The organism is Flavobacterium aeripolare (assembly GCF_013294025.1).
In the GTDB taxonomy this organism is placed as follows: Bacteria; Bacteroidota; Bacteroidia; order Flavobacteriales; family Flavobacteriaceae; genus Flavobacterium.
This window is the reverse complement of sequence record NZ_JABSNL010000009.1, coordinates 48,972-61,477: the sequence shown is the minus strand read 5'-3', so window position 1 is coordinate 61,477 and position 12,506 is coordinate 48,972. Positions and strand designations below refer to the sequence as shown.

The 12,506-nt window shown below is 35.1% G+C and carries 11 protein-coding genes; 8 read left to right on the top strand and 3 right to left on the bottom strand.

All coding sequences use genetic code 11. The features are described from left to right. Positions 1–12 precede the first annotated feature (12 nt). The 4 genes from HNQ00_RS11285 to HNQ00_RS11270 all read left to right on the top strand — a co-directional run bounded on the left by HNQ00_RS11285 (position 13) and on the right by HNQ00_RS11270 (position 4,848). A complete protein-coding gene (locus tag HNQ00_RS11285) occupies positions 13–567 on the top strand; it encodes a DUF4331 family protein (RefSeq protein ID WP_173838608.1) in 555 nt (184 codons plus the stop codon). A 102-nt stretch (positions 568–669) separates the two neighbouring features. Continuing rightward, positions 670–1,965, top strand: coding sequence for a tetratricopeptide repeat protein (locus HNQ00_RS11280; RefSeq protein ID WP_173838607.1), 1,296 nt, complete (start codon positions 670–672; stop codon positions 1,963–1,965). A 1-nt stretch (position 1,966) separates the two neighbouring features. After that, a complete protein-coding gene (locus tag HNQ00_RS11275; protein WP_173838606.1) occupies positions 1,967–4,180 on the top strand; it encodes a TonB-dependent receptor in 2,214 nt (737 codons plus the stop codon). Positions 4,181–4,362: 182 nt separating this feature from the next. Continuing rightward, positions 4,363–4,848, top strand: coding sequence for a glutathione peroxidase (locus tag HNQ00_RS11270; protein ID WP_173838605.1), 486 nt, complete (start codon positions 4,363–4,365; stop codon positions 4,846–4,848). A 35-nt stretch (positions 4,849–4,883) separates the two neighbouring features. Here the strand turns inward: HNQ00_RS11270 and HNQ00_RS11265 are convergent, their stop codons facing one another. Beyond that, positions 4,884–5,348: a hypothetical protein gene (locus HNQ00_RS11265; protein WP_173838604.1), complete on the bottom strand. Its 465-nt coding sequence runs from the start codon at positions 5,346–5,348 to the stop codon at positions 4,884–4,886. Positions 5,349–5,364: 16 nt separating this feature from the next. After that, positions 5,365–5,862 (bottom strand): GNAT family N-acetyltransferase, encoded by a 498-nt coding sequence (locus HNQ00_RS11260; protein ID WP_173838603.1) that lies wholly within the window; start codon positions 5,860–5,862, stop codon positions 5,365–5,367. Between the two features lie 139 nt (positions 5,863–6,001). Here HNQ00_RS11260 and menD point away from each other — a divergent pair, with 139 nt between their 5' ends. Together menD and HNQ00_RS11250 are read left to right on the top strand one after the other, a co-directional pair. Next, positions 6,002–7,666 (top strand): 2-succinyl-5-enolpyruvyl-6-hydroxy-3-cyclohexene-1-carboxylic-acid synthase, encoded by a 1,665-nt coding sequence (menD, locus tag HNQ00_RS11255; protein ID WP_173838739.1) that lies wholly within the window; start codon positions 6,002–6,004, stop codon positions 7,664–7,666. 199 nt (positions 7,667–7,865) lie between these two features. Continuing rightward, positions 7,866–8,207: a DUF2853 family protein gene (locus HNQ00_RS11250; RefSeq protein WP_173838602.1), complete on the top strand. Its 342-nt coding sequence runs from the start codon at positions 7,866–7,868 to the stop codon at positions 8,205–8,207. Between the two features lie 170 nt (positions 8,208–8,377). Here HNQ00_RS11250 and HNQ00_RS11245 read toward each other — a convergent pair whose 3' ends face one another. Continuing rightward, complete coding sequence (locus tag HNQ00_RS11245) at positions 8,378–9,730, bottom strand: M28 family metallopeptidase (protein WP_173838601.1); 1,353 nt, start codon at positions 9,728–9,730, stop codon at positions 8,378–8,380. A gap of 410 nt (positions 9,731–10,140) precedes the next feature. Between HNQ00_RS11245 and HNQ00_RS11240 the strand changes: the two genes are divergently transcribed. Both HNQ00_RS11240 and HNQ00_RS11235 read left to right on the top strand, forming a co-directional pair. Continuing rightward, entirely contained in the window at positions 10,141–10,995 is an 855-nt protein-coding gene (locus HNQ00_RS11240) for a CvfB family protein (RefSeq protein ID WP_173838600.1), read from the top strand. A 599-nt stretch (positions 10,996–11,594) separates the two neighbouring features. Continuing rightward, on the top strand, positions 11,595–12,464 hold the full coding sequence (locus HNQ00_RS11235) for a 1,4-dihydroxy-2-naphthoyl-CoA synthase (protein ID WP_256434233.1): 870 nt from the start codon (positions 11,595–11,597) through the stop codon (positions 12,462–12,464). Positions 12,465–12,506 lie beyond the last annotated feature (42 nt).

The following is a 12,506-nucleotide window of genomic DNA, read 5'->3' as shown; positions in this document are numbered from 1 at the left end:
AATAGCAAAACTATGAAAACAATAAAGATAAAAAATATAGCAGCAGTAGTACTAATTGCAGTAGCAGTGGTAAGTTGTAATGATGATGATAATAACAACACTAATCCTATTGCAAGTGTTGATTTTTCTGGAACTTTTGTACAACAAGATCAAATGGCACGCCCGGCGATAAACACTGTGTTTATAGCATCTGGTCAACCTAAAGATGATTTTAATGGTACGATTCCATCTCAAATGGGAGCTACTTACCAATCTATTTTTAAATCACGTTTGTTAGCGCTTAATCCTGCGTATACTACAAATGCGTTAACATTAACAGCAGACCAATTTACAGGAGTACTTGCTACTGATGTTCTAGGGGTTTCAACAACAGCTAAAACGACTTTCTTTGATGGTACAAATGTACTTACTGGTAGAGCACTTGCTGATGATGTAATTGATACTGAATTGTTGTTAATCTTTGGAGGACCTAAAGGAGCAGACAATCCGCAATTAACATCTGATCACGTTGATGCTAATGATAAAGCATTTACTATCGCTTTTCCTTACATGGGATCGGCTTGGTAAAATAAAGACAAGTAAACAGAGTACTTCCAATAATAGGCTCTGTTTACTTTTTTATTTTCGAAATCAAAAAACAAACCAACAAACAAACAAATTACCAAGATTATGAAACAATATAAATTAATTCCATTACTACTATTTACAATTGTATTTATTTTTGGTTGTGAAAAAAAAGACCAACAAATTACTAAGGTGGCTGATTACGAGCAGTACCTTACTGTAACTAAAAATCCATCAGTAGATTTTGCCAATAGCGAAATCAATTTTTGGCAAACAAAATACGATAAAGCAAACAATCAATCGAGTTACTTAGGTCTTATTGCAGCAAAATATGCTACGCTTTTTGACTACACAGGAAATATCGACTACTTATACAAAACAGAAAAATTGTTAGCACAGTCTAACCAAGAAAATAAGTATTCAAAAGTAAGCACATTGCGTTCTCTAGCACGTAATTATATTGCGCAACACCGTTTTAAGGAAGCTCTAGCACTTGCTAATAAAGCGCTTGCTATAGGGGAAGGGAAAGCAGAAACTCAAAAATTACTATTTGATGTACAAATGGAGTTGGGAGATTTTGATTTGGCTCTAGCCAATTTAAATGCGATCAAAGACATGAAGGATTACGATTACCTAATTCGTCTTGCAAAATGGAATGATCATCAAGGCGACCTTGATACTGCCATAGGGTTCATGGAAAAAGCCCGTGATATTGCTGAGAAAGAAGATAATAAAACACTTAAAATATGGTCGTATTCTAATCTTGGCGATTTTTACGGTCACGCCGGTAGAGTTCAAGATTCTTATGACTGTTACCTAAAAACATTAAAAATAGATCCCAATTATTCCTATGCATTAAAAGGAATTGCTTGGATAGTTTTTTCGCACGAGCGCAATACTAAAGAAGCAAAGAGAATTGTCGAAGCTATTGAAGTGACACACAACACACCGGATTTTTACTTATTAAAATCACAAATCGCCCAGTTTGAAGGCAATAAAGAAGAGGCTTTAAAACAAGAGACTGCTTATTTTAACATGTTGAAAGCGCACGATTATGGCGCTATGTACAACAAATACAATGTACTAATCTACGCAGATGAGAAGCAAAACGCAACTCAAGCACTAGAAATTGCTAAGGTAGAAGTAGATCACCGCCCTACACCTGATTCGTACTCTTTACTGGCATGGTCGTACTTGAACGTGGGCGAAAGCCAGAAAGCATTGGCTATTGCCAACGAACATGTTATAGGAAAATCATTCGAACCAAAAGTACAATATCACTTGGCCATGATTTATAAGGCCAATAAAATGAACGATAAAATGGCTCCTATTAAAGAGGAATTATTAGGGAGTTTATACGAACTAGGTCCTAACTACGAGCAGAAAATTAAAACCTTATAATATGAGATATCTTGCAATTATAATGGCTTCCTTTTTCTCAATAATCATGAATGGGCAACATCATAACGGTAAGATAATTGACGCTTACGGTAACCCAATTGTGCATGCTTATGTGGTGAATGAAACGGCAAATACACACGCTCATACAAACGAATTAGGATTGTTTACAATAGATAAAACAGCTACTCAAGAGCATCTCGTTATTACTGCATTAGGATATAAAAAAATAATTTTTACTATCGAAAGCAATAACAGCATTATCATTTTAAATGATGGTATTTTCAGATTGAACGAAATTGTAATTCAGCCGAAGTTAAATGCTTTGAACATTGTTTCAAAAATTGATTTGCAAACGACTCCAGTAAATTCTTCGCAAGAGATTTTGAGAAAAGTTCCGGGATTATTTATAGGACAACATGCTGGCGGAGGAAAGGCAGAGCAAATATTCTTGAGAGGTTTTGATATTGATCACGGTACAGATATTGCCATTAATGTCGATGGAATGCCCGTGAATATGGTGTCTCATGCTCACGGTCAAGGCTATGCTGATCTACACTTTGTCATTCCAGAAACGGTGGATAAAATCGACTTTGGTAAAGGGCCATACACTGCCAGTAAAGGAGATTTTGCAACTGCAGGATATGTGGCTTTTGCCACCAAAGATAAAATCGAGACCAGCAGCATTAGCGTTGAAGCCGGACAGTTTAATACGTTGCGCACCGTTGGTTTATTTGATCTTTTAGGTAAAAATGATACCCAATCAGCGTACATCGCTTCAGAGTATATTTTGACTGACGGTCCATTTGACTCTCCGCAAAATTTTAATAGAGTTAATCTGTTGGGTAAATATTCTACTTTGCTAAATGACAATAGTAAGTTTTCCATAACTGCTTCACGCTTTTCTAGTAAGTGGGATGCGTCAGGCCAAATTCCGCAGCGCTTAGTTGATGCTGGTTTGATCTCTAGGTTTGGTGCCGTTGATGATACAGAAGGAGGGAAGACCTCACGAACAAATATCAATGCTGTGATAAGTAAATCAATAGACGAAAATACATTTATAAAGGCAAATGCTTTTTATTCGAAATATGATTTTGAGTTGTATTCTAATTTTACTTTTTTTCTCGAAGATCCTATCAATGGAGATCAGATAAAACAAAAGGAGGATCGCTCTATTTACGGACTAAATGCCGAGCTTAATAAGAGTATAAAAAATAATAGCTGGGATGTCTTGTTGCAAGTGGGTGTTGGTTTTAGAGCCGATGCTACAGTTGACACCGAGTTATCACATACACTAAATAGAACAACAGTTTTAGAAAATATAAAGTTGGGAGATATCGATGAGACTAATGGCTTTAGTTATGTGAATGGGGAGTTCAAATTTGGAAAACTGATGATCAATCCGGCATTACGAGTGGATTATTTTAAGTTCAATTACCAAGACAAATTACAAACTGCTTACAAAACGCAAACAGAAACTGCGGTTAAATTGTCACCAAAATTGAATTTTATTTATTCCCAAAATAGTGATTTACAGTTCTACTTAAAAAGCGGAATAGGGTTTCATTCGAATGATACGCGTGTCGTGGTTGAAAATAATGGTAAGGAAATTTTGCCTACAGCCATTGGAGCTGACCTTGGAACAATTTGGAAACCGTTTCCTAAATTACTGATTAATTCGGCATTATGGTATTTGCATTTGCAGCAGGAATTTGTTTACGTAGGAGATGCTGGAATTATTGAACCAAGCGGAAAAACGAGAAGAATGGGTGTAGATCTAGGTCTCCGTTACCAATTAAATGACTATATTTATCTAGATGGGGATGCAAATTACACCTACGCCCGTAGTATTGATGAAGCAAAGGGAGAAGATTATATTCCTCTAGCGCCTGATTTTACAGCTACTGCCGGTTTAAGTTTCCAAAAATGGAATGGGTTTTCAGGAGGCTTGCGTTACCGAATTTTAAAAAGCCGACCAGCAAATGAAGATAATTCGATCGTTGCTAAAGGATATGCCATAGCCGATTTCAATATCAATTATAAAATAAAGAATGTGACGTTTGGAGTGTCCGTAGAAAATCTATTTAATATTAAATGGAACGAGACACAGTTTGCAACCGAATCTCGATTACAAAATGAAGTTGCCAGTGTTGAGGAAATTCATTTTACACCAGGAACACCATTTTTCATGAAAGGAAAAGTGACCTATACGTTCTAATAAAGAGTTCATAATTTGTTTGTTTTTGTTACTAAGCCCAGTTTTGTTTGTTTGTTACTGGGCTTTTTTATGCGCTGTTGCAAAAATTTGACTACTTTTATTTCTGCAAGTAGAAAGTCGCCTATTCAAAAGCAATACGAGGTTCCTTAAAAAAAACAACAGATAAAAACGATATAACAATAATGGAAAATAAAACAATATACCAATTTAAAACTACCGATTTAGCAGGAAATAGTTTTGATTTTTCTAGTCTTAAAGGCAAGAAAATCATGATAGTAAATACGGCGTCACAATGTGGTTTGACTCCACAGTTTGAAGGTCTCGAAGCTATATACAAAGAATATCAAGGTAAAGGATTTACGATTGTGGGTTTTCCTTCAAATGATTTTGCTGGGCAGGAGCCGGGTACAAATGAAGAGATTGCTACTTTTTGTGAGCGTAATTACCGCGTTACTTTTCCTATTATGGATAAAGTAGTTGTATTAGGAGCGGATAAATGTGACGTTTACCAGTTTTTAACTGAAAAAGAAAAAAATGGTGTCGTAGACTCTACGGTAGAGTGGAATTTCCAGAAATACTTAATTAATGAAAATGGAGAACTAGAAAAAGTTATTTCGCCAAAAACATCTCCTACAGATCCAGATATTATCAAATGGATAAAAGGATAATATTAATATCGTAAAAGAGTCTAAATTTGGCTCTTTTATTTTTTATCTGTGTATCTTTTAATATGAGTGATTAGTGCCGCTTGTTCTTTCTGATTTTTACTTGTGTTAAAAATGCTACTGATATCTAATATGGCAGTTTTTTTATCTATAAAATAAAAATTTACACGATTATTAACCCGTCCAGACCATTCCTTAAAAATTCTTAGAGATTTTAAGTCAATGCTTTGTTCCTTGATAAATGTTAAGGGTACCTTTTTCTCCCAGCGTACAATTGCTGTTTGTTGTTGATCATTAATGATAATCTCAAATGTTCCTGTAAAATATTTGCACAGCGCATACGCTAAAATAAAACCTGGGACTAAAAAAAAGAGGTACAAAAATAAATTTTGACCAACATTAAAGAGTAGAGCAAATGAAAATATCAATATAGACCTACACGGTATCACAGCCAATACCGATATAGTCTCAAATTTATAGTCGGTGATTTCTTTCTGTTCCAAACTCTAATTCTTATAATTATTTTAAAATCAATTGCATAAAAACCGAGTGCAACCAGCGCTCAAATTTCCATCCAGATTCTTTTATTAAGCCTACAGTTTCAAAGCCATATTTTTCATGAAAATCTACACTACTTTGATTTTCTGAATCGATTACAGCAATCATGGTATGAATTCCTTGCTCCTTAGCAGTGGCAATCAATTGAGACATTAGCAATTTCCCAATGCCTTTTCCTTGAAAATCATTACTTACATATACAGAATGCTCTACAGTAAATTTATAGGCTTCTTTAAATCTAAATTCCCCATACATCCCAAAACCAGCTACAACACCATCGACTTCTGCAATGATTACAGGAAAATCCTTTTTCATCTTATCTTCAAGCATGGCTAATTGTGCCTCATAGGTTCTAATAGTGTAATCGTATAGCGCTGTAGAGTGCAAAATGTTATAATTAATAATGTCTAGTATCGCTTGCGTATCTTCGATTTTGTATTTTCGTAATATGGTTTCCATGAGTTGTAGTTTTGTCTCCAAATTTAACAAAAATCAGTTAAATTAAAACGGAAAAAGCATGCAAGTTCGTAACTTTGCTATAATTAAGGTCGGTACCATTATACTATGCGCCACAACCTTAAAAATAAAACTAAAAGCAATGATTTATCCTAAAATACCTTTAGCACAAAGCGTAATCGAAATATGCTTAGCAAAAGGAATCTCAACTATAGTAATTTCGCCAGGATCACGTAATGCACCATTAACGATTGGGTTTTCTAGTCGTCCAGAATTTGATTGCTATAGTATTGCTGATGAGCGCTCGGCTGCATTTTTTGCCTTGGGTTTAGCACAGCAAAAGCAAACTCCTGTTGCGTTAGTTTGCAGTTCAGGATCAGCATTGTTGAATTATTATCCTGCTTTCGCGGAAGCGTTTTATAGCCAAATTCCCTTAATAGTATTATCAGCAGATCGTCCGCAAAGTAAAATTGATATAGGAGATGGTCAAACTATTAGACAAGAAAATGTGTATGCAAATCACAGCTTGTATAATGCTAACCTGAGCGAGCAAGCCTCTAGCGAGAATGATGCTAAAATTAATGAAGCAATCAATACAGCGATTGATAAAAAAGGTCCGGTACATATTAATGTGCCTTTTGAAGAACCATTATATGAAACTGTTGACAGCTTATCTATAATTCCTGAAATTACCGCCTTAGTCAAAAATGAAGTAGTCATCACCACAAGTGAATTAAGAGATGCTGCTGAAATTTGGAATCAAGCTCTTAAAAAGATGATCTTGGTAGGGGTGAACCCACCTGGATTTGTGAAACAGTTTATTAGTGATTATCTAGCAAATGACCCTACCGTAATTGTTCTAACAGAAACAACTTCAAATTTACACCACCCTTCTTTTATAAATAATATCGATACGATTATCACACCCTTTACAAAGGAAGATTTCGACTATTTCCAACCAGATATATTAGTAACGTTTGGTGGTATGATTGTTTCAAAACGTATCAAAGCTTTTTTTCGAAATTACAAACCTACGCATCACTGGCATATTGATCCCTTGCGAGCGTATGACACTTTTAGTGCTTTGACGAAGCATTTTGAGGTTTGTCCAAATGATTTTTTCGAAAAGTTTATTCCCTTGCTCGATGGTACAAAAGAGAGTGAATATGCTACTAAAATGGCTAGTGTTGTGGCGCTTCGTAACAGAAGAACGGCACAATATTTAGAAGAAATTCCTTTTTCAGACTTTAAAGTTTTCGAAAAAGTGATTCAGTCACTACCTACGGATTCGCAGTTGCAAGTAAGCAATAGCTCTGCGATACGTTACGCACAGTTAATAGACATTGATCCTTCAATTGAAGTTTTTTGTAATAGAGGAACGAGCGGAATTGACGGCAGCACGTCTACTGCTATAGGAGCGGCTGTAGCCTCTGGAAAACCAACAGTTTTTATTACCGGTGACATAGGTTTCTTATACGATAGTAATGCATTGTGGAATAATTATATCCCTAAGAATTTTAAAATTATCCTTATTAACAACGGTGGTGGTGGTATTTTTAGAATTTTGCCAGGACATAAAGAGACCCCTGTATTTAATACCTTCTTTGAAACGGCTCATAATTTAACGGCAGCACATATGGCAACGATGTATCAATTGAAATACAGTACTGCAAATGATGAGCAAAGCTTAGTAAACGCATTAAAATTACTATACGAGTCTAGTGAAAAACCTGCTATACTAGAGGTGTTTACACCCATGACTGTTAATGATAAAATACTGTTAGACTTCTTTAAAAAGCTTCTTTAAGGTGTTTTTAATGTTAACAAAATGCATAAAAAACAATTTATATGCGAATATCAATCATAATATTTGCTTAGTGGGGTTATTTCATCGGATTTAATAGTAGTTCGTCTATTTTTAAGATAATAATTCAACATTGTATTTTTTCGGAATAATATTTGTTTAAATTTGGGAGAATAATAACTACAAATAAAAACTTAAAATTATGAGTAAGAGAGACGAATTGATTGTAAAATATGCTGCTGATCTAAAAGACAAATGTGGAGTTACTCCAGATATGGATTTACTAACTAAGGTAACGATTGGATGCGGTCCGTCAATTTATAACACCGATTCTTCTACTGTTGCAGGTAGCCAACAATCAGAATTGGATACTGTAAAAAATAATTTTTTAATTAAGAAATTAGGCTTAGCAGATGGTAAAGATCTTGATGCAGGAATCGACGCTGTAATGGAAAAATACGGTCGTTCTAATAAAACAAAACATAGAGCTGTAGTGTACTATTTACTAGCTGTTCACTTTAAAAAAGAAAGTGTTTACAACTAATTAATTAGCTACACATAAAAATATAAAAGCGCCTTTAAGGCGCTTTTTTTATGGATATATTTAAGGTGATATAATATGCTTTAAACTGCTACATTACGAGCATTATATAATGTGCTCAAATTACAGTAACTTTTAGCATTACTATTCTAAAGGATTTTATAAAGAAATAATTATCTTACCGGAACTGGGAAAACCGGCAAACTACCGTGACCCAATTCATCTACGGCTTGCACTGCAAATAAGAAGTTGTCTTTAGAATAGGGTATTGTCGCTTTAGTATCAGTTACAAAAATTGGTTTTTGCCAGCCAGCGTCTGATGTTTCTCTAATTAAAACTTGGTAACCGTGTACCGCTTTTCCTTGTGGTGCTGTCCAAGTCAAGGTTGAAAAATTTGTCAAGTCTTTAACTTCGATACCTACGGCTGTAGGCGCGTTAGGAGACCAAGCTAGATTTGCAAGGGTAACCAAGTTAGAAGCAGTAATTTTTCGCAAGTAATCAAAATCCATGAATTCAGGTAAATCACCATATTTGACTGCGTTTTCTGTACGAAGGTCTTGGTGTTGATGGTCAAAGTTTTCATTCATCTCGCAAAAACGTACCGCGGTAAAGCCATTTTGGCTAAAAGGCGTGTGATCACCACCACGTAAAAAACGATCATTACGGTACACTAAGTTCACCTCAAGCTGTGGTACGTACTGTTCCGTTACAGATTTAATGTAACGTGCTAATAATCGTGACGGGCTATCGTTATCGCGATTTGTTAATTTGCGCATTTTAGCTTCATCAGCCGTTTCTAAGTACGGAGTGGCTTCGCTAAATATTCTGAATTTAGTGTTGTCTCTTAAATTGGTTCCACTTGATAAACTGTTACCAATCATATCATTGTTAAGCATAGCTACAATATTCCAATTTTCGCTTTTCGCTTTTTCTGCCAAATGTTTTGCGCCGTATAATCCTTGTTCTTCTCCTGTAACAGCAACAAAAATAATGGTAAAAGGAAAGCTTCTTTTACTCATAATCTTAGCTAATTCCATCATAGCAGCAACGCCAGAACCATCATCGTTTGCTCCGGGAGCATCTGATTTAGCATCCATAACATCAGTAACTCTAGAGTCGATGTGACCGCTCACGATCAAAACGCGTGAATCAGCAGGGTCTGTTCCTTTTAATGTTGCCATTACATTTGCTAATTGGCTGTCTTTTGCAATACGGCGTCCATCAGCTTTAACATCAAAAAAGTCAATAGTTGATGTGAGTCTCCCACTAGAAGCCGTGGCGTATTTGTCAAATTCTGATTTTACCCAGCGTTGTGCAGCACCTATCCCGCGGCTATTACTTTTAGTATCACTCAAGGTGTGGCGTGTTCCAAAAGAAACTAATTTTTTAACTGTGGTTTCGAGATTGTCGGCTTTAATTTCTGAAATCATCTTTGTTATTTCAGGATCGTCTACTGTGATCTGTGCAAATGAGCCTTGGTTGAAAAGTAGAAAAGCAAAGAGTAGAAAAATGGGATTTGGTTTCATTTTATTTTGTGATTTGTCGTTTTAGAATACCGGTTAAGCAAGCCACTTTATAGCAGTATGTTTAATGGAATTCGCCTTTAATTAGTTTAAAAGCTAAAAATAAGTAAAAAAGCCAACTTTAGCTGTCCTCATTTGAATTTTAATAGTTGTTTAAGCGAATGGCACTAAAATAGTAGTAATCGCAATGGTTGTAGTAGTTGTTATGAAAACTACTCGTGAGGCTCAGCCCTGATGGCAGCGTGTATCCTTTTTTGGATGGTGTTCAGCCAAAAAGATACTGCGTACAGCAGGACTATGGTTTCTTAAGAGTAGTGTTTGTTGTTGCTCCATAAAAAGTATAGTAATTATAAGGAAGGATGGCATAAGTATTTTCAAACTTCGTACCTTTGCGACTTAGAAAATTGAATAAAATGATTGAAATAGGAAAATACAATACGCTTACCATACTTAGAGATACTCAAGTAGGATTATTTTTAGGAACTCCAGAAACAGATCCTGAAGGAATTCACGATGTGCTTTTACCTAATAAATATGTGCCTAACGAATTTGAAATAGGTGAGGAGCTTATTGTTTTTGTTTATTTAGATCATGAGCAACGTCCGGTTGCAACTACTCTTGAGCCTTATATTTTATTGAATGAGTTTGCACTTTTACGTGTGAATTATGTGAATCAAGTAGGTGCTTTTATGGATTGGGGAATGGAAAAAGACATTCTAGTTCCTTTCAAAGAGCAAGCGCGTCCTATGGAAAAAGGAAAACGTTACCTAGTTTACCTGTACATGGATGAAAAAACAAATCGTTTAGTGGCTTCGAGTAAAACGAACCAATTTTTGAAAAATGAGGAGTTGACCGTTGAAAAAGGAGAAGAGGTAGAATTAATCGTTTCGCATATCACTGAGATTGGGATAAATGTAATCATCAATGAGCAACACAAAGGATTGCTTTATAAAGATGAAGTTTATGATGATGCGATTCGTACGGGTGATCGTATGCGCGGATACATTAAAAATATTAGGCCTGACAATAAAATTGATGTTGCTTTGCAAATTCAAGGATACCAGAGTATCGAACCAAATGCTGATTTAATCATGAATGAATTACGTGCTAGTCGCGGATTTTTAAGATTGACTGATAATTCGCATCCAGAAGATATTAAGACGGTTTTAAAAATGAGTAAGAAGACATTTAAAAAAGCAATTGGAGCTTTATATAGAGAGAAATTAATCGAAATTAAAGAAGATGGAATCTATATAATTGGAGAATAAATTATTTCACTACCCCTTAAAAAAAGAAAGACTAATCGTAATGATTAGTCTTTCTCGTTTAAATACCTGAATATAATGCGGTATTATTAAATTGTAATTGCAAAACCATCTGTGTGTTGTTTTGCGATGTTGTATTTACCATTTTTTAACTATTAAAGTCAATTGAGGCTCAAATTCACATTCGGAACCGTTGGTTTGATCTATTGCTGTAGATTTTACTTTTTCATTTTATAGATTAATCTTTAATCAAGTATAGTAATCTACTCTTTTAACCTTGGGTGTTACTATTGAAATATCCTTATTTCATTTAATAATTTCCTTTTAGGCTCTTTTTCTTCGATTTTTAATTTGAACACCGTACAAAAAAGAGTGGTAAAACTTTTTAAATTTTTCAAAAGCATTCTTTTTTTAGGTTAATAATTCAGTTAAATTTCAATAATCAAAAGGTATTGCTTTGATTAACAGTTATAAAGTTAATTAAAAATAGTATTGCTTACTGTTAAAATTTTATTTTTTTTTTCGAATTAGCATTTTCAGATAATCACGATATACTATTTAGTTTAGCTTTAGGGATTGTTGAACGTTGTAAACTGTGAAAAATGATTTATTTTTACACTATTAAATTTAAAACTCATATAATGGATTGGATAACGGCAAGAGAATTTGAAGATATAACCTATAAAAAGTGCAATGGTGTAGCGAGAATAGCGTTCAACAGACCGGATGTACGCAATGCTTTTAGACCTAAAACTACAGCAGAACTGTATCAAGCTTTTTATGATGCTCAAGAAGATACATCGATAGGTGTTGTATTGCTTTCAGCAGAAGGACCTTCATCTAAGGATGGCGTATACTCTTTTTGTAGTGGTGGAGATCAAAACGCACGTGGACATCAAGGTTATGTGGGAGAAGATGGGCAGCACCGTCTTAATATATTAGAGGTACAGCGTTTAATTCGCTTTATGCCTAAGGTTGTAATCGCTGTAGTTCCAGGTTGGGCTGTAGGTGGTGGACATAGTTTGCATGTTGTATGTGACATGACGCTAGCAAGTAAAGAGCATGCCATATTTAAACAAACAGATGCTGATGTAACTAGCTTTGATGGTGGTTATGGATCTGCTTATTTGGCTAAGATGGTGGGACAAAAGAAAGCGAGAGAAATTTTCTTTCTAGGTCGCAATTACGATGCACAAGAAGCTATGGATATGGGAATGGTTAATGCTGTTATTCCACATGCAGAGCTTGAAGACACCGCATATGAATGGGCTCAAGAAATCTTAGGTAAGTCACCTATGGCTATAAAAATGCTGAAGTTTGCTATGAACCTAACAGATGACGGAATGGTGGGGCAGCAAGTATTTGCAGGGGAAGCAACGCGATTAGCCTACATGACTGAAGAAGCTAAAGAAGGTAGAAATGCATTTTTAGAGAAGCGCAAACCTAACTTTGAGAAAAAATGGTTGCCATAATTACTAGCTAAAGTTCAAGATGCTAATGGTGACTAAGGTTGC